The sequence below is a fragment of the Marinobacter sp. genome (assembly GCF_052094685.1).
GTDB lineage: Bacteria > Pseudomonadota > Gammaproteobacteria > Pseudomonadales > Oleiphilaceae > Marinobacter.
Window position 1 is genome coordinate 23,033 of sequence record NZ_JBQDKB010000019.1, and the last position, 21,915, is coordinate 44,947.

Here is a 21,915-nt window from a genome sequence, read left to right on the forward strand (position 1 = left end):
AGCTAATTCTGGTGGTCGTGGTACCGTCCGGGGGCTTTTGCGTGGATAGCAGGTGAGATAGAGACAAACCTGACAAAAACACCAGAAACCCCCGGCACCGCAAGGTCCCGGGGGTTTCTTTTTTGCGGAAGAAAAAAACAGGAAATACGACAATGAACGGCGCACAGCACATTCTTGACACGTTTCACCGCCACAATATCCAAACGGTTTTTGGTTACCCGGGTGGCTGCATCATGCCGCTATACGATGCCCTGGTGGATGATGTGCGTGTGGAGCATGTGTTGTGCCGCCACGAACAAGCCTGTGCACTGGCCGCAGACGGCTACGCGAGGGCCAGTGGCATGCTGGGCGTTTGCATTGCCACCTCCGGCCCAGGCGCCACCAATTTGATTACCGGAGTTGCCAATGCACACAGGGATTCCATCCCCATGTTGGTCATTACCGGTCAGGTTCCCTCCGGGCTGATTGGCACCGATGCCTTTCAGGAAACCGATGTTCTTGGCATGACCCTGGGAATCGTAAAGCACAGCTACCTGATTGAGAGTGCAGACGAACTGCCTGCTATCCTGGAAGAAGCCATGGCACTGGCTCAAAGCGGCCGGCCCGGGCCGGTGTGGATTGATATCCCCAAGGATGTATTGCTGTTAGATACCACACCCGCACCCATTCGCCAATCGGCGCCGCAGGACCACTCCTGCCCCAATCTGTCAGACGCGCTAGCCATGTTGCGCACAGCCCGTAAACCGCTGCTTTACAGTGGCGGTGGCATCAGCCTGGCCCATGCGGAAGAGAACTTTCGTGAGTTTGCCGCGTGCTCAGCCCTGCCTGCGGTAGTCACCCTCAAGGGAATCGGGAACGCTGGCAAACACAGTGCTAACAACCTCGGCATGCTGGGCATGCACGGTTCCCGAGCCGCCAACCGGGCGGTTGACGAATGCGACCTTCTTTTGGTTATAGGCGCACGTTTGGACGACAGAGCAACCGGCAAGCTGGACGGCTTTGCGCCCAATGCCCGAACCATCCATATTGATGCAGATGCTGCAGAATTCAACAAACTGCGCAATGCCGATCTCGCGTTGCGCGGTGATTTAAACGTCATTCTAAGCGGCTTGAGTGACGCGCTTCAGGAAGCGCCTTTGGCAATCAGTGAGTGGCAGAAGCAGTGCCAAACCTGGCGCACAACCGGTGGGTTCCCTGCAGCAGATAATGAAGAGCCACTAGCACCCATTACCGGCCCGGCGTTCATCCGCCAGCTATCCCGCGTTACTCCAGAAGACACGGTTATCGCCTGTGACGTTGGCCAGCATCAGATGTGGGTGGCTCAACATTACCAGTTTGATCGTCCCCGCCATCACCTCACCAGCGGCGGCCTCGGCACCATGGGCTTTGGTTTGCCAGCAGCGATTGGCGCTCAGTTTGCCAACCGCCAAAGCACGATTATCAATGTTGCTGGCGACGGCTCCTTCATGATGAACGCACAGGAGCTGGCCACCATTCGCCGCTATAACTTACCCGTGAAGCTGATCATCATGGACAACCAATGCCTGGGTATGGTGCGCCAGCAACAGGAGCTATTTTACAACAACCGGGAAAGCCAGATTGATCTGAACGACAACCCGGATTTTGTCGCCGTGGCCCGGGCGTTCGACATTCCGGCCCTAAAAATTGAGCGCACGGACCAGGTTCGCCGGGGCATTGAAACTATACTGGCCTACAACGGCCCCATGCTGTTGCACGTAGCCATCGCTCGGGAAGAAAACGTTTGGCCAATTGTTAAGCCTGGTGGAAGTAACGCAGACATGGTTGACGAAACCCGTCGCGCTTCAACAGACAAAAAGGAGAAGGTTGCATGAACACTGAAAGCCACCCCCACAAAACACCAAGTTATACCCTTACTTGCCGTATGAGCCATGAATCGGCTGCCCTCGAACGCCTGTGCCAAGTGATACGTATCCGCGGCTTTCGGATTGCAAAAATGGCAGTAGAAAATGTTTTGGAAGGAACAGACGAGGCGCTGGATATCGCCTTGACGATTCACGGCGCTCGTTCGGTGGCCATGCTTCAATCACAGCTGGAAAAGCTGCACACTGTAGCGGAGGTCATATTGACCACTCCAGCCATAGCGCCTGCAGTAAGCCACACAGCCTGACAGGCCAACACGACAACAGGTAAAATCCGTGATGCTCCGCAACACTTTGCAGCGTTATCCTCTGTTTGTCATTGTCTTGGCGCAGCTTTGTGGAACCTCTCTCTGGTTCAGCATCAACGGTGTCTGGATATCCCTTTCCCGCGAACTGGGGCTATCCGAATCAGATGTGGGAAGCCTGACACTCTCTGTGCAGGCAGGCTTCATCATTGGCACCTTAGGCATTGCCGTTACAGGCCTGGCCGACCGGTACCGGGCCAGTTATATTTTTGTCTGCTCCAGCTTGTTTGGCGCACTGATGAACGCCGGCTTCGTACTCACCGCAGCATCCCCGCCGTTTGATCTGGCTATGCGCTTTCTGACCGGCCTTTGTTTAGCCGGCATTTACCCTCTGGGCATGAAGCTGGTCATTGGCTGGACGCCCAAACATACAGGGGCCGCACTGGCTTGGTTGGTTGCCATGCTCACCCTTGGCACCGCTATGCCTCACTTGCTGCGCGGAGTAACACCGGGGCTGCCCTGGCAGTGGCCGTTACTGGGTTCTTCGGCGCTGGCTCTTTTGGGTGGCCTGATGATTCTGCTTTTGGGGGATGGCCCTCACCTGCCACTGACCGCTGCAAGAACCCGGTTGCGTAGAGGGCTTTCCGGGCTCAAATCGCCCAGATTCCGTGCTGTAGCAGGCGGCTACTTCGGCCACTGCTGGGAGCTTTATGCCTTCTGGACACTAACCCCACTATTGATCACACGGGAAGTGCTGCGCATGCAAGCCGAACCGGCGCTGATTCCTCTGCTTTCATTCATGGTGATTGGTGTGGGATTTGTCGGTTGTGTAGGTGGTGGCAGGCTCAGCCGACGGTTTGGTAGCCAACGGGTCGCGAATCAGGCGCTGGCCATTTCGGGGGCAATCTGCCTGGCCTACCCTGTTCTTGTTTGGGCACCACCGGGCGCTCTACTGGTACTGCTAATGCTCTGGGGGGTTACGGTGATTGCCGATTCCCCCCAGTTTTCTGCACTGGCGGCGGCCACCGCGCCCAGGGAATTCGTAGGTGCGTCACTGGCAGTAATGAATGCTATAGGTTTTGCGCTGACCATACCGGCCATCTGGATTACCAGTAATCTCTGGGAGACTCAGGGCGTATGGGTAACACTCTGGTTGTTACCCGGCCCAATTCTGGGGCTCTGGTCGATGCGCCGGCTCAATAGCCAGAAAGGCTAAGGCCGACGCTCATCTGTATCAGATAAGTTCGATAGCGACCGCTGTCGCCTCGCCACCACCAATACACAGAGAAGCCACGCCTCGCTTCAACCCTTTTTGTTTCAGAGCGTTGATAAGTGTGACCAGTATCCGAGAGCCTGATGAGCCAATCGGATGACCCAGAGCACAGGCACCGCCATACACGTTGACCTTATCTGCGGGCAGCTTCAGCTCATTGATGGCCAGCAGGCTGACAACCGCAAAGGCTTCGTTGATCTCGAACAGATCCACGTCGTCCTTGCTCCAGCCGGCCTTCTCCAGCACTTTCCCGATGGCACTTATGGGCGCCTCAGAGAAGTCGGCTGGTAGCCCGGCGTAGGTCGCATGGGCCACAATACGGGCCTGCGGCGCTAAACCACGGGCTTCAGCTTCAGCCGCTGAAACCAACACCAGTGCAGACGCGCCATCGCTTATGGAGCTAGCGTTAGCGGCCGTTACCGTGCCATCTTTCGCAAACGCAGGCTTAAGCGTGGGAATTTTCTCCGGTTTGGCATTGCCTGGCTGTTCGTCCGTACTCACCTGGGTTTCACCACCACGGCCGGGAACAGTCACTGCCGCAATTTCGGGCTCAAACCAACCGTTCTCTATCGCCGCCTGCGCTTTATTCAGTGAGCCGATGGCGAACTCGTCCATCGCTTGTCTGGTAACCTTGTACTTATCGGCCGTGCGCTGAGCAAACACACCCATAAGGCCGCCTTCGTAGGCATCCTCCAGGCCGTCGAGGAACATGCTGTCCATCACCTGACCGTGGCCCATGCGCATGCCGCCGCGAGCTTTAGGCAACAGGTAAGGCGCCTGGCTCATGTTTTCCATGCCGCCGGCAATCATGATGTTGTTGGTGCCTGCCTTAATCTGGTCGTGAGCCATGATCACAGCTTGCATGCCAGAACCACACATCTTGTTCACAGTGGTGCAGCCTGAGCTGTCGGGAATACCAGAAGCTCGGGAGGCTTGGCGGGCTGGCGCTTGGCCAAGTCCTGCGGGCAACACACAGCCCATGATCACTTCCTGAATGTCCACGGGCTTCAAACCGCTGCGCTCAATAGCGGCTTTGATGGACGCGGCACCCAAATCCGGAGAGCGCACTGAACTCAGGGAACCCATCATGCTGCCCATGGGGGTGCGGGCAGAACCCGCAATCACAACGCTGTTATCGCTCATATCAAACCTCACTGATTTCAAACTCTACCCAGAACAGAGCGGGCAATGATTTCTTTCATGACTTCCGACGTGCCGCCATAAATGCGCTGAACACGAGCATCCGTAAACGCGCGGGAAATGGGGTATTCCGTGGTGTAGCCATAACCGCCAAATAGCTGCAAACAGCCATCTGCCACTCGGCACTGCATTTCGGTGGCACTGTACTTGGCCATGGATGCCGTAGGAGCATCCAGTTCACCGGTTTCATACTGGCTTATGCACTGGGACACGAATGCCCTGTTAACCTGGTACTCGGTTTCCATACGGGCAATTTCGAAACGGGTGTTCTGAATCTGCGCCAGCTTCTGGCCAAACAGCTCTCTCTCGTGGGTGTAGGCTATGGTCAGATCCAGTGCGCCTCTGGCCGCTGCCACGCCCAAGGCGCCGATAACCAGCCGCTCACGTGGCAACTCCTGCATTAGGTAAGCAAAGCCTTTTCCTTCCTCGCCCACCAGCGCAGTTGCCGGTACACGCATATCTGAAAAGAACAGCTCGGAGGTATCGCCGCTGTGCTGGCCTATCTTATCGAGATTCCGCCCTTTGCTATAACCCGGCAAGGTGGTATCCACCAAAAACAGACTGATGCCTTTGGCGCCAGCCGAGGGATCGGTTTTTGCCGCAACAATCACCATACCGGCATGTTGGCCGTTGGTGATGAAGGTTTTTGAGCCGTTCAGAATATAGTGGTCGCCGTCTCGCACCGCACTGGTGCGCATGGCCTGCAAGTCACTGCCGGCGCCCGGTTCGGTCATGGCGATAGCGCCAACTACTTCACCCGACACCATTTTGGGCAGCCACTGCTGCTTCTGAGCCTCATTACCCAAGTGACTTATGTAGGGAGCCACGATGTCCGAATGCACCATTACGTTGGTTGAAAGGGCACCAAACCCCATGCGAGCCAGCTCTTCACCGACAACCACAGAGTACTGGAACGGCGCCTCACACCCACCGCAATCTTCAGGAATATCCACACATAGCATGCCGGCATCGCCGAGCGTGTTCCAAAGCTCACGGGGTACAACCCCGGACTTCTCCCAGGCCTCGTAATGCGGCGCAACTTCCGTTTCCAGAGCCTTGATGACAGACGCCCGGAACAGTGCGAGCTCTTCTTGATCCACTGAATTGGTCATTGCGCTCTCCATTGCTATCTCCTACCTACAATTGAATTCACTTGGGCGCCATACGCAAGGCACTGTCGAGCCGTATCGTTTCGCCGTTCAGAACCGGGTTGCGAACCATTTGATCTACCATCATGCCAAACTCCTCGGGCTTACCCAGGCGTTTGGGGAACGGCAGCGTGGCAGCCAAGCTGTCCTGCACTTCTTGCGGCATGCCAGACATCATTGGCGTCATAAACAGCCCAGGTGCGATGGTGTTCACGCGAATGCCTTCACGGGCCAATTCCCGAGCCGACTGAATGGTCAGAGCAACCACGCCGCCTTTGGATGCGCTGTACGCTGCCTGCCCAATTTGACCCTCGTATGCGGCTACCGAAGCGGTGTTGATAATGACACCACGCTCGCCGTCGGCATTGGGTTCACGTTGCGCCATATCGGCAGCTGCAAGCCTTAGAATATTGAAGGTTCCGATCAGGTTCACCTGTATCACCTTGCTGAAACTTTCCAGTGGCATAACACCGTCGCGGCCCAGAATCTTGGCCGCCGGGCCAATACCGGCACAGCTAACGGCAACTCCGCAAAAACCATGGGCTTCACGAGCGGTGGCCAACGCTGCTTCGGCGCTTTCGGATGAGCTCACATCGCAATGTACGAAGATGCCGCCAATCTCTGCAGCGACCTTCTCGCCCTGCTCTTTTTGCAGATCAAGGATGGCGACTTTACAGCCGGCTGCGGCCAGTGCCCGGGCTGCGCCTTCGCCAAGCCCGGATGCACCACCTGTAACAATGGCGGGGACATTATTGAATTCCATCGTTTTCTCCCTTCGCATCAAATGTTGTTGACTGAATTGGAAATAGAAAAATCTTTACGTTAACGTCAACTTTATCCAATTCAGCCCTAAAAAGAAATCTACATGTCAGCTTAGCGGATGCTCTCAACAATCAACGCAATGCCCTGGCCGCCGCCAATGCACATAGTAATCAGGCCATAGCGCCCGCCTGTACGTTCAAGCTCAGCTAGGGCTTTAATAATCAGGATAGAGCCCGTCGCGCCTACCGGGTGGCCCATCGCCACTGCACCGCCGTTCGGGTTCACTTTGTCGGCAGGCAGGCCAAGCTCCTTGCTGACAGCCAACGCCTGAGCCGCAAAGGCCTCGTTGGATTCGATCACATCCAGATCTGTCACATTCAGGCCAGTCTGCTCCAGCACCCGGCGCACCGCCGGAATCGGGCCCAAGCCCATCACACTCGGATCTACCCCTGCAAAGGCATAGCCGACAATTCTTGCGCGCGCTTTAAGGCCGCGCTTTTCGGCTTCTTCGGCGCTGGTGAGCACCATGGCTGCCGCACCATCGTTAATGCCGGAGGCGTTGCCGGGTGTGACTATGCCATCCTTGGTAAAGGCCGGCTTCAAGCCTGCAAGGCTTTCCGCAGTGGTGCCAGCGCGCACATGCTCATCCTGATCGAAAGTGAACTCCTTGCGGCCCTGTTTTACCGTTACCGGCACAATCTGCTCTTTAAAATAGCCACTTTCGATGGCTTGGCTGGCACGACGATGACTTTCTGCAGAGAACGCATCCAGGTCTTCGCGGGTAAGGCCGTACTTTTCCGCAATCCGCTCAGCTGTCATACCCATGTGGCCACTGCCAAATGGATCGCTGAGGGTGCCCATGGTCATATCAATCATTTTGCCATCACCCATCCGCAGGCCCTTGCGAACGTTGGGCAGCACATAGGCGCCCTGGCTCATGCTCTCGGCACCACCGGCCAGAGCAATTTGGCTGTCGCCCATGACAATCATTTGCGCAGCACTGATAACCGACTGCACACCAGAACCGCACAAACGGTTCACGTTAAACGCCGCAGAGCCTTTCTGCAGGCCAGAGTTCAGGCCAATGTGGCGAGCCACGTAGGCATCTGCCGGGCCGGTTGGAATAATGTGGCCAAACACAGAGTGGTCGATGTCTTCAGCCGACACGCCCGAGCGCGTGATGGCTTCTTTTGCGGCACAGGTGCCCAGGTCAGCCGGGCTTAGCGAGCTCAGGCTGCCGCCGAAGCCGCCAATGGCAGTACGTGCGCCGTCAAGAATCACAACATCGGTTAATTTCATGGTTTTTTCCCTTTAATGTTCAGTTCAGTATGAATCTGGAAACTCGGTAATCTATTTACCCAGCATGGAGCGAGCAATGACTTCTTTCATGATTTCAGATGTCCCGGCATAAATGGTCTGCACCCGGGCATCTACAAAGAATCGCGATACAGGATACTCCAGGGTATACCCGTAACCACCAAAGAGCTGCAGGCAGTCGTTAGCTATATCGCACTGCATTTCAGTGAGCATCAATTTCAGAATGGCCGCTTCTGTTGGGCCCATTTCGCCCTTGTGGTAATTCGCAATGCACTGTTTCAGGTAGGCTTTTGCCATCTCCAGCCTTGCCCGGGCCTCTGCAAGCTTAAACCGGGTATTCTGGAAATCCGCCACTCGCTGACCAAACGCCTGGCGTTGCTGCACGTATTCCAAGGTAATCGACAGCACGCCTTCTGTTGCCCCTACCGCTTGCGCACCAACACCCAAGCGCTCACGTGGCAACTCCTGCATCAGATAGGCAAACCCTTTGCCCTCTTCACCTAGCAGCGCATCGTGTGGAACCACAAGGTCTGAAAAGAACAATTCGGCAGTATCACTGGCGTGCTGACCAATTTTACGAATACCCTTGCCCCGGGAGAAGCCCGGCAAATTGGTATCTACCAAAAACAAAGATACGCCCTTAGAACCTGCCGCAGGGTTGGTTTTAGCACACACAATCACCAATTCAGCCTGCAAACCGTTTGTAATAAACACCTTGGCACCGTTAATTACATAGCCTTCATCGGTGCGCTGTGCTGTAGTGCGCATAGCGGCCAGATCGCTACCGGCACCCGGCTCGGTCATTGCAATTGCACTAAGCACATCGCCGCTAATCATGCCTGGCAGATACCGTTGCTTTTGAGCATCCGTACCGAGGTGCAGAATATAAGGCATCACAATGTTGGCGTGAATGTTATAGCCGCCAGCCAGGCCAGCGAAACCTTTGCGGGCCATTTCCTCAATGGCCAACTGCGAGATTTCAAAACTCGCCTGCGCGCCGCCATACTCCTCGGGCATGTCGATACCCAGCATGCCAGCCTGCCCCAGGGTATTCCATAGGTTACGCGGAATGGCGAATTGCTCTTCCCATTGGTCGTAAAAGGGTGCGACTTCTTTGTCGAGTACCCGGTTGATCATAGAATGAAAGAGCTCACTATCTTCTTCGTGTTCCGACATACACAACCCCATTGTTAACCTGATTAATCAGCAGGCGACCATTTAAAGGGTTATCCTGTGCACCGAGAATGGCCGTATAAGCCGAAAAAATTGACTCATTACGCAACCGAATCACCATAGACATGCCCAACTCCCAGCTCAAACCCCATATTGCAAACCATTATCTGCAGGCCACTATTAGAGGGGCAGAGCGACACGGGGTTCAACCTGAAGCACTTTTGGAAAGCGCGAGCATACCAACAGCCTGGCTTAACAAGCCTGATCAACTGATCACCGAAGAGCAACTTACCCGGCTTATCAAGAGTGTATGGCGAGCAACCCGAGACGAGTTTATGGGGCTGTCTACCCGCCGCTGTAAAAACGGTACGTTTGCGTTGATGACCGACTATTGTCTTGACTCTGCCACGCTTGGTGCTGTGCTGCGAAAAAGCGCGCGTTTTTTCAACATAGCCTGTGACAACATCGAGATCGGCCTGGGCCAAAGTAATCGCAACAAATTGGTGTTTTTCTGCCTGAGCCTTGAAGATGCCAGCCAGGATACAGACCACCTGCTGCAGGAGTTCTTGACGCTTATGTGGCAAAGATTCGCGTGCTGGCTGGTGGATCAGCAAATTCCGTTTGCCACAACCCAGTTCAGCTACCCATCACCGCCCCATGTTGCAGAATACCGGGCCATGTACCCCAGCGAGTTGCAGTTTGATCAATCTGTGTGTGGGTTTTATTTGCACGAACGATACCTGCAACTGCCCATTGCCCGCAGTGAAGCTGAGCTCGACGTTTTTCTAAAAGAAGCGCCGGCTTATATTCTGCACCGCCCGGATCATGACGACAGCCTGCGCAATCGAGTTCGCACCCTGCTGGCCCAACAAAGCCTCAAAGACATGCCAAGCCTGGATCAGATTGCCCAACACCTGCACATGACACCCAGAAGTATCGGGCGAAAACTGCAAGAAGAAGGCACCTCCCTGCGCACTATCAAAACGTCTTTGCGGCGGGAGTATGCAACCAAGCTGATGAGTACCGAAAATCTCAGCGTTGCCGACATCAGTGAGCGGGTGGGCTTTTCAGAAACCGCATCGTTTTGCAGGGCATTCAAACGCTGGACTGGCAAATCCCCCTCTCAGTGGCCAGGGTAGTTGGCAGGTAAAATACTCAAAGGCGTCTAATTGGGTCAATTTTTTCGACCTAACGGGTCATTCACGGAGACTCCATTCCTCTGAGTTAATGCCGACACGCAATAAATAACAACAGCTAAGGGGTAACTGCATGAAAAATTCCCGTACATCCGCTTCTTCCTCCGTATCGGCGGATATCCATCGGGCTCTGCGCAACACCATCGGAGACGCCATTGCCCGTTCCGCGAGCACCCACGGAAACCGCACTGCGCTGGCGTTCGACGACCGTATCTGGACGTTCTCAGAGATTCACGCAGCCTCAAACCGGCTCGCCCATCGATTAATCGAATTGGGGCTGGAACAAGGCGACCGTGTGGGTGCCTATGGTAAAAACTCAGATGCCTACGTTCTGCTCTGGCTGGCTTGCGCAAAAGCTGGCCTGATTCACGTGCCCATCAACTATGCTCTGGTTGAAAATGAGCTTACCTACGTACTCAACCAGTCTGGCTGCAAAGCTTTATTTGCCGACCTGGACCTACAGCCCCAGATCAACGCTGTTGCAGACAAAACCGAGGTGGGCATTAACGGCAGTTTTCACGGCGGTAGCAAACTGGACGCACTGCAATTAGCGCTTGAGGCTGGCAAAGACACAGTACCCGAGCTGGTGCTCGCCGACACCGACGTGGTACAGATTCTCTACACCTCTGGCACCACCTCCGACCCCAAAGGTGCCATGCATACGCACCGCTCGCTCATGACGCACTATGGCGCCTGCCAATATCATCTGGAGATCCGGCCCGCCGACCGATCCCTGGCTGCGTTGCCGTTGTATCACTCGGCACAAATGCATGTGTTCACCATGCCCATGCTACTGAGCGGCGGTTACAGCCGAATGATCAACACACCAACACCAGACGCTATCCTTGGGCTGCTAGCGAGCGAGCAGCTTAACGCTTTTTTTGCACCACCTACCGTCTGGATCTCGCTATTGCGCCACCCTGAGTTCAATCCAGATAAGCTGCAGCACATGGATAAACTCTACTACGGCGCATCCATCATGCCCGTCCAAGTAGTGAAAGAGCTTGGAGAGAAACTACCGGGCGCTGGCTTATACAACTGTTACGGCCAAAGCGAAATCGCACCGCTGGCAACCGTTCTGTTGCCAGAAGAACACGCCGACCGACCGTCTTCGGCTGGCCGCCCCATGCAAACCGTTAGAACCCGCATTGTGGATCCGATTACCGGCAAAGATTGCAAACCGGGAGAACAGGGCGAACTGGTGCACCAATCGCCGCAGCTGATGGTGGGCTACTGGGCCAAACCGGAGGCAACCGAAGAAGCCTTTAAACATGGCTGGTTTCACTCCGGCGATCTGGGCTACCAAGACGAAGAGGGTTATATATTCATCGTCGACCGCATCAAAGATGTAGTGAACACCGGCGGCGTGCTAGTGGCCAGCCGCGACGTGGAAGAAGCACTTTACGAACACGAATCCGTTGCTGAAGTTGCGGTTATTGGAGTACCGGATGAAAAATGGATCGAGGCAATTTGCGCCGTCGTGGTCGTTAAAGAAGGCTACCCGGAGGATGCAGAAGTGCTGATGGGCCACGCCCGAGCCAGACTGGCCAGTTTCAAGGTGCCCAAGCAGATTCTCTTTGAACAACAACTGCCCAAAAACACTGCAGGCAAACTTCTGAAGCGCAAGCTCAGAGAAAACCTGGCTTAAAATCCTGCTTATTGCCCGGCTCATTCCCGCTATTTTGCGGACAAGCCGGGCAACTGGGCGTCACCACCCCAACGCCCTGGCGCTATCCAGTCTCTAAACACCTTCTGCTACAATCCATCGTAACCTAACGAACAGACTGACTTAATTATTTTCTGGTACTGAACACCAGCGATTTAACGTCGGAAACAGCTTTACGTTTACGTAAGCTTCATCTAACCTTACTCAAAAAGGATATCGCCATGATCGAAAAGAGAACGTTCAGTATCAGCGAGCTCTCCAACGAGTTCGATGTTACCACCCGTAGCATCCGCTTTTACGAAGACCAAGGTCTGCTGAAGCCGGCACGGCGCGGGCAAACACGAATCTTCAGCACCAAAGACAAAGTGCGCCTGAAGCTGATCCTACGTGGCAAGCGCATGGGTTTTTCACTTGCTGAGACGAAAGAACTTTTCGATCTGTGGGATGAGACCCTGACCGGTAACGAAAAACAACTATTGAAGATGCTGACTATTTTAGGCAACAAACGAGCCCACATGGAACAGCAAAAAAATGACATAGCCATGGCAGAAATGGAAATCGACACGGCAGAGTCCCGGTGTAGGGAAGCACTGACTGAGTTGCAGAAACGGAAAAAACAACAGTCCCCGGCCAACGACGAAACCGAAAGCGTCACGGAACAACACTAACAGCACACAACGAGCAGCCCGATCTCGGTTTCAAAACATATCTCTGGCAGAACAAAAGGCAAATTAGCATGAAATCACAATACTCAGAACTCAATTTCGGCCTTGGCGAAACCCTCGATATGTTGCGCGAGCAGGTCAACAATTTCGCAGCCACTGAGATCGCACCCCGTGCCGAGGAGATCGACCGCAACAACGAATTCCCCAACGACCTGTGGAAAAAGTTCGGCGATATGGGTCTGCTGGGCATTACCGTAGACGAAGCCTATGGCGGTTCAGGCATGGGCTACATAGCCCACGTAATTGCCATGGAAGAAATCAGCCGCGCCTCCGCCTCTGTTGGGCTGTCTTACGGCGCCCACTCCAACCTGTGTGTAAACCAGATTCACCGCAACGGCACCGAAGAACAAAAGCAGAAATACCTGCCCAAACTCGTCAGCGGCGACCATATCGGCGCCTTGGCCATGTCTGAGCCCAACGCCGGCTCCGACGTTATCTCCATGAAACTGAGCGCCAAAGACGCCGGCGACCACTACGTGCTGAACGGCAACAAGATGTGGATCACCAACGGCCCAGACGCCAACGTATACGTGATCTACGCCAAAACCGACGTAAAAGCCGGCTCCAAAGGCATCACCGCCTTCATCGTAGACCGCGACTCCGAAGGCTTTAGCCGACACCAGAAACTCGACAAACTCGGCATGCGCGGCTCCAACACCTGCGAACTGGTCTTCCAAGACTGCAAAGTACCCAAAGAAAACGTACTAGGTGATGTAGGCAAAGGCGCAAAAGTACTCATGAGCGGCCTCGATTACGAACGCCTGGTACTGTCCGGTGGCCCGCTGGGCATCATGCAGGCAGCCATGGACATTGTGGTTCCCTACATTCGCGAACGGAAACAATTTGAACAAGCGATTGGCGAATTTCAATTGGTGCAGGGCAAGGTTGCCGACATGTACACCTTTATGAACACTGCCAAATCCTACGTTTACATGGTGGCCCAATCCGCCGATCGCGGTGAAACCACCCGCAAAGACTCTGCTGGCGCGATCCTATACTCCGCCGAAATGGCCACCAAACTGGCCCTGGACTCCATTCAGCTTCTTGGCGGTAACGGTTACATCAACGAATACGCCACTGGCCGCCTGCTGCGCGATGCCAAGCTGTATGAAATCGGTGCGGGCACATCTGAAATCCGCCGCATGCTGATCGGTCGGGAACTGTTCCTGAACAACTAAGCCGTAGTTTCAAATCATCGGCTTTAATAGGCCGGCACCCAAAGTATGACGAGGGGCTGGTGGGGTGTCTTTCCGGGAATGTCTGTGGCCAAGGATGGCCACAGCCAAGCGCACATGGATGTGCTCGTAGCGGTTCCCGGAAAGACACCTCGCCAGCCCCGCCGCCCCGACACTCGAGGCTAGGAAAATGACGATACTCCAAAGCAAAATAAACCCAAGGTCTGAAGAGTTTCAGGCCAACCAGGCCTCCATGGCAGAAGCCGTTGCAGACCTGCGGGACAAAGTATCCACCATTCAGCAAGGTGGCGGCCCCTCTTACCAGGAGCGCCATATCGCCCGCGGCAAACTCCTGCCCAGAGAACGCATCAACCGCCTCCTGGATGACGGCTCAGCCTTCCTGGAAATCGGCCAGTTTGCGGCCTACAATGTCTACGGCGAAAACGTACCCGCAGCCGGCGTAATTGCAGGCGTAGGCCGCGTCTCTGGCACCGAATGTATGATCATCGCCAACGACGCCACCGTAAAAGGCGGCAGCTACTACCCACTGTCCGTCAAAAAACACCTACGCGCCCAGGAAATCGCCCTGGAAAACCGCCTGCCCTGCATCTACCTGGTCGATTCCGGCGGCGCCAACCTGCCAAGGCAAGACGAAGTCTTCCCAGACCGTGACCACTTTGGCCGCATCTTCTACAACCAGGCCCGTATGTCCGCCGACGACATTCCCCAGATCGCCGTCGTAATGGGCCTGTGCACCGCCGGCGGAGCTTACGTACCCGCCATGGCCGACGAGTCCATCATCGTGCGCAACCAGGGCACCATCTTCCTGGCCGGCCCGCCGCTGGTTAAAGCCGCCACCGGCGAAGTCGTCACAGCCGAAGACCTGGGCGGTGCAGACGTACACTGCAAAACCTCTGGTGTTGCCGACCATTACGCCGAAAACGACGCCCACGCCCTGGACATAGCCCGGCGCTGCATTTCCCACCTCAATCGCCGCAAACCGGTCGACGTAGAGATTCGCAAACCCAAAGCGCCCCTGTACGACCCAAGCGAAATCTACGGCATCGTTGGCACCGATCTGCGCAAACAATTCGACGTGCGCGACGTGATCGCCCGCACGGTAGACGGCTCAGAATTCGACGAATTCAAACGCTTCTACGGCCAAACCCTGGTTACCGGCTTTGCCCACATACACGGCTACCCGGTGGGCATCATTGCCAACAACGGCATACTGTTCAGCGAGTCGGCCCAGAAAGGCGCGCACTTTGTTGAGCTGTGCTGCCAGCGCAATATCCCGCTGCTATTCCTGCAGAACATCACCGGCTTTATGGTTGGCCAGAAATACGAAGCCGAAGGCATCGCCAAGCACGGCGCCAAAATGGTGATGGCTGTTGCCTGCGCCAACGTACCCAAGATTACCGTATTGATTGGTGGCAGCTATGGCGCCGGCAACTACGGCATGTGCGGCCGCGCCTACAGCCCCGATTTCCTTTGGATGTGGCCAAATGCCCGCATCTCCGTCATGGGTGGCGAACAGGCGGCCGGCGTATTGGCGCAAGTTCGCCGTGAAGGCATGGAGCGCAAAGGTCAGGAATGGAGCGAGGAAGAAGAAGCCGCCTTCAAAAAGCCCATTACCGACACCTACGAGGAACAGGGCCACCCCTACTACGCCAGCGCGCGGTTGTGGGACGACGGCGTCATTGACCCGGCCCAAACCCGGGAAGTGGTTGCCCTCAGCCTCTCCGCCACCCTCAACCGGCCGGCGAAGCCTACGCGCTTCGGCGTGTTCCGGATGTAATAGGGGAGAATGACCATGACAGATACCAACACAGCGTCAGATCAGGAATCTGCGGTTCTGACTAAACGCCTTGCTAACGGCGTGACCGAGATCGTGCTGAACCGCCCAGAAAAGCGCAACGCATTTGACGACGTGATCATCCAACAATTGATCAGCGCCTTCACAGATGCGCACAACGATAATGACACCAAAGTGGTCATTCTGCGCTCCGAAGGCAAACACTTCTCTGCCGGGGCAGATCTTGGCTGGATGCGCCGTATGGCAGACAACAGCCGCCAGGAAAACCTGGATGACTCCCGCCAGCTTGCCCGCATGATGGAATGCTTGAACGAGCTCAAAAAGCCCGTCATTGGTCTTGTTCAGGGCGCAGCCTTCGGCGGCGCCGTTGGCTTGGCCGCATGCTGCGACATAGTGATAGCCACAGAAAAAACCAGTTTCTGCTTGAGTGAAGTAAAGCTTGGGCTGATTCCGGCGGTCATCAGCCCCTACGTGGTGCGCGCCATTGGCGAACGCCAGGCCCGTCGCTACTTCCTGTCTGCAGAAGTATTCGGTGCTCGGGATGCCGAACGCTTCGGCCTTGTGCATATCGTCTGCGACGATGTAGAAGCCATGAACACGCGCTGCGACGAGATGCTGAAACAGCTTGCCCAGAACGGCCCTGAAGCTATGGAAGCCGCCAAAAACCTGGTATTTGCGGTCAGCCACAAGCCGATTGATAGCGTTGTGATTGACGACACCGCCCACCGCATCGCTGACATCCGCGTAGGCGAAGAAGGTCAGGAAGGCCTAAGCGCCTTCCTTAACAAACGCAGCGCCAACTGGATTCCGGAGAGCAAATAATATGTTCAATAAAATCCTGATTGCAAACCGGGGCGAAATCGCCTGCCGCATTATCCAGACTGCACAACGCATGGGCATTCGCTGTGTGGCTGTGTATTCCGATGCCGACGCCAACGCCCACCACGTGGCCTTGGCCGACGAAGCCTTTCGCATTGGCCCTGCGCCCAGCTCCGAAAGCTACCTGCGCAGCGAAAAAATCATCGAAATCGCCAAGCAGAGCGGTGCCCAGGCCATTCACCCAGGCTATGGTTTTCTTTCTGAAAACACCGATTTTGCCGAGGCGTGCGAAGCCAACAACCTGGTATTCATCGGGCCGCCCTCCTCTGCCATTGCCGCCATGGGCTCGAAGTCTGCCGCCAAAATTATTATGGAAAAGGCCGGCGTACCCTTGGTGCCCGGTTACCACGGCGACGACCAGTCACCAGAAACCCTGCGCACCGAAGCTGAAAAGTGCGGTTTCCCATTGCTACTGAAAGCCGTGGCCGGTGGTGGTGGCAAAGGCATGCGCGTGGTGGAGAACATCGGCGAATTTGATGAAGCCCTCGCAGCAGCCAAACGCGAAGCCAAGAATTCGTTCGGCAACCCGGACATGCTGATTGAACGCTACCTGACCCAACCGCGCCACGTTGAAATTCAGGTGTTCTGCGACCAAAGCGGTCATGGTGTGTACTTGGCTGAACGTGATTGCTCGGTTCAGCGTCGTCACCAAAAAGTTTTGGAAGAAGCCCCTGCACCGGGCCTAAGCGAAGAAACCCGCAAAGCCATGGGTGAAACCGCAGTTAAAGCAGCCCAAGCCATTAACTATGTGGGCGCCGGCACCGTAGAGTTTCTCTACGATGTAGACGGTTCATTCTTCTTTATGGAAATGAACACCCGCCTGCAGGTAGAGCACCCGGTAACCGAAATGGTAACTGGCCAGGATTTGGTGGAGTGGCAATTAAAAGTCGCCTGGGGCGAGCCGCTACCACTGGAGCAGTCTCAGGTAAAAACCCGCGGCCATGCCCTGGAAGCCCGCATTTACGCCGAAGACCCGGATCAGGATTTCCTGCCCGCCACCGGCAACCTGCGTTACCTGAGTACACCCGATGAAAGCGCCCACGTGCGAGTGGATACCGGCGTTGTTGAAGGCGACGACATCAGTATTCACTACGACCCGATGATTGCCAAACTGATTGTCTGGGACGAAACCCGCGATCAGGCCATCAACCGCATGGTTCAGGCCTTGGAGCATTACCGGATTGCGGGTGTAAAAACCAACATCCGTTTCCTCCATGCTCTGGCCGATGCACAGCCCTTCCGGGAAGCCGATCTCACAACCGGCTTTATCGAAGATCACCGGGATTTGCTGTTCACCAAATCGAAGCTGGACACCCACAAGGCGCTGGTACTGGCCGCTGGCTTTGTGTTGGAACAGCGAAAATCCCGTGAGTCCGTAAGCACAGACCCTTGGTCGCCGTTCGGCCGCAGCAACAGCTGGCGCCTGAACTCTGAATACGCTCAACCATTACAGCTGCAAGTGGGCGACGAGATTCACGAATTGAAAGTGCTGGAGCAGGATGACCGTTATCAAGTGTTTGTGAACGGCAGCGTTTACAACCTCGCGGCAAAGCTGGATGACGATTACATGCAGGCCGTAATCAATGGCCACCGGTTGAGTATTCACGGCAACCTGCACGACGACCACCTGGTGCTGTTTTACCACGGCGACACCTTCCAGTGCACCTTGTACCGGGAAAACTACGTGTCTGAAGACATGGAGCCTCAAGGTAGCTTATGCGCGCCAATGAATGGTGCGATTGTAGCGGTACAAGCCAAGGTAGGTGATGCCGTGACGGCCGGCCAAACCCTGGTCATCATGGAAGCCATGAAAATGGAACACGCCATCAAAGCCCCGGCAGACGGTGTGGTTAGCGAGATATTCTTCAATGAAGGCGAACAGGTTTCCGATGGCGCAGAACTGATCGCTATTGAGGTTGAGGAAGCAAGCAGCTCCGAGGAGGCAGGCTAATGGCCTTTCCAAAACAGGCTCGGCTGGTTGAAATGAGCCCCCGGGACGGCCTGCAAAACGAAGCCGGCCCGGTGATTGCCACGCGCATCAAAACCAGGCTAATCGACCGCCTGGCCGATTGCGGCCTCAGCCACATTGAATCCGCCAGCTTTGTGTCACCCAAATGGGTGCCGCAAATGGGCGATGCCGCTGAAGTGATGGCGGGCATCAGCCGCAAGGCCGGCGTGCGCTATTCCGTTCTGACCCCCAATCTAAGAGGCTTCGAAAACGCCTTGGCCGCGGGTGTAGACGAAGTAGCGGTGTTCGGCGCGGCCTCTGAATCTTTCAGCCAAAAGAACATCAACTGCTCCATTGCCCAAAGCCTGGAGCGCTTTTTGCCAGTGATGGAAGCCGCCAAAAAGCACAACATACCCGTGCGCGGTTATGTTTCGACCGTGCTGGGCTGCCCCTATGAAGGCGACATTGCCCCCGAACAAGTGGCGAAGGTTGCCAAAGACCTGGCTGATATGGGCTGCTATGAAATCTCACTGGGCGACACCATTGGCGTAGGCACGCCACTGAAGGCCAAGCGGATGCTGGAAGCCGTGGCGAAACACGTACCTGTGGAGCGCCTGGCCGCACACTTTCACGATACTTACGGCCAAGCCCTGGCTAACCTCTACGCCGTATTGGAAGAAGGCGTCGGTGTTATTGATGCGTCGGTTGCAGGCCTGGGTGGGTGCCCATATGCCAAAGGTGCCTCTGGCAACGTGGCCACGGAAGACGTACTTTATTTATTGAATGGCTTGGGCATCAGCTCAGGTGTAGATCTAAACAAATTGGTCGCTACCGGCGGGTGGATCAGTGGACAGCTTAAACGACACAACGGCTCTAAAGTGGGTCAGGCTCTTGGTGGACACTAAACACCTAACACCAACAACACGCTCCTAAGGATCAGACATGACGAACAACAAAGATGTGGTCGCTCTGGATCTCCCTATCCCCGATTTGGAAGACCTGCCTGCGGATGTCAAAAAGTACTTTGATATCTGTATCGAAAAGCTGGGTATGGTTCCGAATGTGCTCACTGTGTTCAGCCAGAACCTGAAGCAGTTGGACGGCTTTACCCGTTTCTATAACGAACTGATGATGGGTGAGAGCGAGCTCAGCAAGCTTGAGCGTGAAATGATTGCCGTGGTCGTTTCTTCAGAAAACAAATGCTTTTACTGCCTGGTAGCGCACGGCGCAGCCGTACGAGTAATGAGTGGCGATCCAGCGTTGGGTGAGCACCTGGTGATGAACTACCGAACAGCCAAGCTGGATAAGCGCCAGCGCGCCATGATGGACTTCGCCTCCCTTCTAACCCGCTCACCCCAAACGGTTGCTGAAGACGAGGTTCAGGCGCTTAGAGATGCTGGTTTCAGCGATACCGCCATTTGGGACCTGAGCAACGTAATCGGTTTCTACAACATGACTAACCGCGTGGCGATTGCCAGCGACATGCGGCCAAATCCTGAGTACCACAGCCAGAGTCGCTAACAGGCTCTGCAACACTATTATTAATCCTGTTGGACCTCGACCACAAAAACAAATGGAGGCAAACAATGAATCAGGCCTTAAATCAGACCATGCCAAGCTACACCAGCGGTACCTCCAAAGTACCACTGCTGGGCATGACCATCGGCGAGATGCTTGACCACACTGCTGGTAAGTATCCCGACACCGAAGCCTTGGTGTGTTTGCACCAGGACATTCGCTGGACGTACAAAGAGTTCGTCGCCAAGGTGAACGAAGCTGCTCGCGCCTTCCTGGCCACTGGCGTTAAACGCGGTGACCGGGTGGGTATATGGGCCCCCAATCGCTATGAGTGGACGGTTACCCAGTTTGCCACTGCTAAAGTGGGCGCCATTCTGGTCAATATCAACCCGGCTTACGGCATGCATGAGCTGGAATACGCCATGAACCTGTCGGGCATCAGCGTGTTGGTTACAGCGGACAGTTTTAAGGCATCCAATTACCGTCAAGCTCTCTATGACTTGGCACCTGAGATAAAAACGGGCACAGCCGGAAAACTCAAAGCCCAACGACTTTCTGAACTGCGTGCGGTGATCAACCTGGATACTGAAAAACATGCCGGCATGTGGAGCTGGGATGAGTTCACCGGTTTTGCGAGTGACGTCAGTCAGGACGAAGTAGACAAAATTCAGAGCCAGCTTCAGTTCGACGACCCCATTAATATTCAATTCACCTCCGGCACAACGGGCAGCCCCAAAGGCGCCACCCTCACCCACCACAACCTGCTGAACAACGGTTTTTTTGTAGGTGAAAGCCAGGTACTGACTGAAAAAGACCGCCTGGTTATCCCGGTGCCGCTGTATCACTGCTTCGGCATGGTAATGGGCAACTTGGGCTGCATTACCCACGGTTCTACCATGATCTACCCTGGGGAGGGGTTTGAACCCAAGGCCGTTTTGCAGGCGGTTCACCAGGAAAAAGCGACGGCGCTGTATGGCGTGCCCACCATGTTCATCGCAGAGTTGGCCGAGCCGGAGTTCGAATCCTACGACCTCTCCACTTTGCGCACCGGCATTATGGCGGGCTCGATTTGCCCGGCGGAGGTGATGAAACAGGTCAATGGCAAGATGAACATGAAAGAGGTTCAAATTGCCTACGGCATGACCGAAACCAGCCCAGTGTCTACCCAAACCAGCTCTCTCGACCCGTTCGAGAAGCAAGTAACCACCGTGGGGCGCACCCAACCGCATCTGGAAACCAAAATTGTCGACCCGGGCACCGGCAACGTGCTGCCTCGTGGCGAAATTGGTGAGCTGTGTACCCGTGGCTACAGCGTGATGCTGAAGTACTGGAACAACGAAGAAAAGACTCGGGAGGCCATCGACGCTGCCGGCTGGATGCACACAGGTGATCTGGCCACCATGGACGACGAAGGCTATGTGCAAATAGTTGGCCGCATCAAGGATATGGTGATCCGCGGCGGCGAGAACATTTACCCGAAAGAAATCGAAGAGTTCCTTTACACCCACCCCTCCATCGAAGAGGTTCAAGTGACCGGCGTTCCCGATGACAAATACGGCGAAGAACTGGTTGCCTGGGTGAAGCTACGCCCAGATGCTGACCCTGTTGATGCAGACGGCTTGATGGCCTTTTGCAAGGGCAAAATTGCCCACTTCAAGATTCCCCGGAACTACAAATTCGTGGACGAGTTCCCGATGACCGTTACCGGCAAGATCCAGAAATTCAAGATGCGTGAAATTTCCATTGAGGAAATGGGGTTGAAGTAAAAGCCTGAGCACCTGCGACCCCGGCACTCATTAGCTGAGCCCGGGGCTTTTTTTGGGTTTTTTTTAAGCCTTCGAGAATCTGATTGACTGCCTCGCAGTTTCGTGATGTTATCATGGTTAACATTGTTGCCACCGATAACATTCATTGAGCCCATCTAGCAGCCTGTCGGACTTGCACCTGACAGACAGCGTTTAAAGTGATCTTGT

At 55.2% G+C, this 21,915-nt stretch carries 18 protein-coding genes; 13 read left to right on the forward strand and 5 right to left on the reverse strand.

The window, feature by feature from the left end; genetic code table 11:
- The first annotated feature begins 152 nt into the window (after positions 1-152).
- The 3 genes from ilvG to ACTH3S_RS06165 are packed head-to-tail and all read left to right on the forward strand — an operon-like array spanning position 153 to position 3,362.
- A complete protein-coding gene (ilvG, locus tag ACTH3S_RS06155; RefSeq protein ID WP_441808142.1) occupies positions 153-1,853 on the forward strand; it encodes an acetolactate synthase 2 catalytic subunit in 1,701 nt (566 codons plus the stop codon).
- A complete protein-coding gene (locus ACTH3S_RS06160; protein ID WP_441808143.1) occupies positions 1,850-2,149 on the forward strand; it encodes an ACT domain-containing protein in 300 nt (99 codons plus the stop codon). The genes ilvG and ACTH3S_RS06160 overlap by 4 nt, the downstream gene beginning before the upstream one ends.
- Before the next feature lie 31 nt (positions 2,150-2,180).
- Positions 2,181-3,362, forward strand: coding sequence for an MFS transporter (locus ACTH3S_RS06165; RefSeq protein WP_441808159.1), 1,182 nt, complete (start codon positions 2,181-2,183; stop codon positions 3,360-3,362).
- An 18-nt stretch (positions 3,363-3,380) separates the two neighbouring features.
- On the opposite strand, the gene ACTH3S_RS06170 is transcribed toward ACTH3S_RS06165, so the two are convergent.
- The 5 genes from ACTH3S_RS06170 to ACTH3S_RS06190 form a co-directional block, all read right to left on the reverse strand.
- A complete protein-coding gene (locus ACTH3S_RS06170) occupies positions 3,381-4,562 on the reverse strand; it encodes a thiolase family protein (protein WP_441808144.1) in 1,182 nt (393 codons plus the stop codon).
- A gap of 17 nt (positions 4,563-4,579) precedes the next feature.
- Positions 4,580-5,731, reverse strand: a complete 1,152-nt coding sequence (locus tag ACTH3S_RS06175) for an acyl-CoA dehydrogenase family protein (protein WP_441808145.1) — start codon at positions 5,729-5,731, stop codon at positions 4,580-4,582.
- A gap of 37 nt (positions 5,732-5,768) precedes the next feature.
- A complete protein-coding gene (locus tag ACTH3S_RS06180; RefSeq protein ID WP_441808146.1) occupies positions 5,769-6,530 on the reverse strand; it encodes an SDR family NAD(P)-dependent oxidoreductase in 762 nt (253 codons plus the stop codon).
- A gap of 110 nt (positions 6,531-6,640) precedes the next feature.
- Complete coding sequence (bktB, locus tag ACTH3S_RS06185; RefSeq protein ID WP_441808147.1) at positions 6,641-7,828, reverse strand: beta-ketothiolase BktB; 1,188 nt, start codon at positions 7,826-7,828, stop codon at positions 6,641-6,643.
- 51 nt (positions 7,829-7,879) lie between these two features.
- A complete protein-coding gene (locus ACTH3S_RS06190; RefSeq protein ID WP_441808148.1) occupies positions 7,880-9,022 on the reverse strand; it encodes an acyl-CoA dehydrogenase family protein in 1,143 nt (380 codons plus the stop codon).
- A 122-nt stretch (positions 9,023-9,144) separates the two neighbouring features.
- Here ACTH3S_RS06190 and ACTH3S_RS06195 point away from each other — a divergent pair, with 122 nt between their 5' ends.
- From ACTH3S_RS06195 to ACTH3S_RS06240, 10 genes are all read left to right on the forward strand, one after another.
- Positions 9,145-10,158, forward strand: coding sequence for an AraC family transcriptional regulator (locus ACTH3S_RS06195; RefSeq protein ID WP_441808149.1), 1,014 nt, complete (start codon positions 9,145-9,147; stop codon positions 10,156-10,158).
- Positions 10,159-10,288: 130 nt separating this feature from the next.
- Positions 10,289-11,863, forward strand: a complete 1,575-nt coding sequence (locus tag ACTH3S_RS06200; protein ID WP_441808150.1) for a fatty acyl-CoA synthetase — start codon at positions 10,289-10,291, stop codon at positions 11,861-11,863.
- A gap of 239 nt (positions 11,864-12,102) precedes the next feature.
- The gene (locus ACTH3S_RS06205) at positions 12,103-12,549 is read left to right on the forward strand and encodes a MerR family transcriptional regulator (protein ID WP_441808151.1); all 447 of its coding nucleotides are present in this window, start codon (positions 12,103-12,105) and stop codon (positions 12,547-12,549) included.
- A 68-nt stretch (positions 12,550-12,617) separates the two neighbouring features.
- Positions 12,618-13,784 carry an isovaleryl-CoA dehydrogenase gene (locus tag ACTH3S_RS06210; protein ID WP_441808152.1) on the forward strand — a complete coding sequence of 389 codons (1,167 nt, stop codon included), beginning with the start codon at positions 12,618-12,620 and terminating at the stop codon, positions 13,782-13,784.
- 187 nt (positions 13,785-13,971) lie between these two features.
- Complete coding sequence (locus tag ACTH3S_RS06215) at positions 13,972-15,579, forward strand: carboxyl transferase domain-containing protein (protein WP_441808153.1); 1,608 nt, start codon at positions 13,972-13,974, stop codon at positions 15,577-15,579.
- Positions 15,580-15,594: 15 nt separating this feature from the next.
- Positions 15,595-16,419 carry an enoyl-CoA hydratase-related protein gene (locus tag ACTH3S_RS06220; RefSeq protein WP_441808154.1) on the forward strand — a complete coding sequence of 275 codons (825 nt, stop codon included), beginning with the start codon at positions 15,595-15,597 and terminating at the stop codon, positions 16,417-16,419.
- A 1-nt stretch (position 16,420) separates the two neighbouring features.
- Positions 16,421-18,427, forward strand: a complete 2,007-nt coding sequence (locus ACTH3S_RS06225; protein ID WP_441808155.1) for an acetyl/propionyl/methylcrotonyl-CoA carboxylase subunit alpha — start codon at positions 16,421-16,423, stop codon at positions 18,425-18,427.
- Positions 18,427-19,329 carry a hydroxymethylglutaryl-CoA lyase gene (locus tag ACTH3S_RS06230; RefSeq protein ID WP_441808156.1) on the forward strand — a complete coding sequence of 301 codons (903 nt, stop codon included), beginning with the start codon at positions 18,427-18,429 and terminating at the stop codon, positions 19,327-19,329. The genes ACTH3S_RS06225 and ACTH3S_RS06230 overlap by 1 nt, the downstream gene beginning before the upstream one ends.
- Positions 19,330-19,366: 37 nt before the next feature.
- Entirely contained in the window at positions 19,367-19,945 is a 579-nt protein-coding gene (locus tag ACTH3S_RS06235) for a peroxidase-related enzyme (RefSeq protein ID WP_441808157.1), read from the forward strand.
- 65 nt (positions 19,946-20,010) lie between these two features.
- Positions 20,011-21,708 (forward strand): AMP-binding protein, encoded by a 1,698-nt coding sequence (locus ACTH3S_RS06240; RefSeq protein ID WP_441808158.1) that lies wholly within the window; start codon positions 20,011-20,013, stop codon positions 21,706-21,708.
- The last annotated feature ends 207 nt before the right edge of the window (positions 21,709-21,915 follow it).

Coding starts and splice junctions, on each gene's coding strand:
- ACTH3S_RS06175 (WP_441808145.1), bottom strand. CDS start 5,731: ATGACCAATTCAGTGGATCAAGAAGAGCTCGCACTGTTCCGGGCGTCT.
- ACTH3S_RS06215 (WP_441808153.1), top strand. CDS start 13,972: ATGACGATACTCCAAAGCAAAATAAACCCAAGGTCTGAAGAGTTTCAG.
- ACTH3S_RS06165 (WP_441808159.1), top strand. CDS start 2,181: ATGCTCCGCAACACTTTGCAGCGTTATCCTCTGTTTGTCATTGTCTTG.
- ACTH3S_RS06240 (WP_441808158.1), top strand. CDS start 20,011: ATGAATCAGGCCTTAAATCAGACCATGCCAAGCTACACCAGCGGTACC.
- ACTH3S_RS06170 (WP_441808144.1), bottom strand. CDS start 4,562: ATGAGCGATAACAGCGTTGTGATTGCGGGTTCTGCCCGCACCCCCATG.
- ACTH3S_RS06200 (WP_441808150.1), top strand. CDS start 10,289: ATGAAAAATTCCCGTACATCCGCTTCTTCCTCCGTATCGGCGGATATC.
- ACTH3S_RS06160 (WP_441808143.1), top strand. CDS start 1,850: ATGAACACTGAAAGCCACCCCCACAAAACACCAAGTTATACCCTTACT.
- ACTH3S_RS06210 (WP_441808152.1), top strand. CDS start 12,618: ATGAAATCACAATACTCAGAACTCAATTTCGGCCTTGGCGAAACCCTC.
- ACTH3S_RS06195 (WP_441808149.1), top strand. CDS start 9,145: ATGCCCAACTCCCAGCTCAAACCCCATATTGCAAACCATTATCTGCAG.
- ACTH3S_RS06180 (WP_441808146.1), bottom strand. CDS start 6,530: ATGGAATTCAATAATGTCCCCGCCATTGTTACAGGTGGTGCATCCGGG.
- ACTH3S_RS06230 (WP_441808156.1), top strand. CDS start 18,427: ATGGCCTTTCCAAAACAGGCTCGGCTGGTTGAAATGAGCCCCCGGGAC.
- ACTH3S_RS06225 (WP_441808155.1), top strand. CDS start 16,421: ATGTTCAATAAAATCCTGATTGCAAACCGGGGCGAAATCGCCTGCCGC.
- ACTH3S_RS06235 (WP_441808157.1), top strand. CDS start 19,367: ATGACGAACAACAAAGATGTGGTCGCTCTGGATCTCCCTATCCCCGAT.
- ilvG (WP_441808142.1), top strand. CDS start 153: ATGAACGGCGCACAGCACATTCTTGACACGTTTCACCGCCACAATATC.
- ACTH3S_RS06220 (WP_441808154.1), top strand. CDS start 15,595: ATGACAGATACCAACACAGCGTCAGATCAGGAATCTGCGGTTCTGACT.
- ACTH3S_RS06205 (WP_441808151.1), top strand. CDS start 12,103: ATGATCGAAAAGAGAACGTTCAGTATCAGCGAGCTCTCCAACGAGTTC.
- ACTH3S_RS06190 (WP_441808148.1), bottom strand. CDS start 9,022: ATGTCGGAACACGAAGAAGATAGTGAGCTCTTTCATTCTATGATCAAC.
- bktB (WP_441808147.1), bottom strand. CDS start 7,828: ATGAAATTAACCGATGTTGTGATTCTTGACGGCGCACGTACTGCCATT.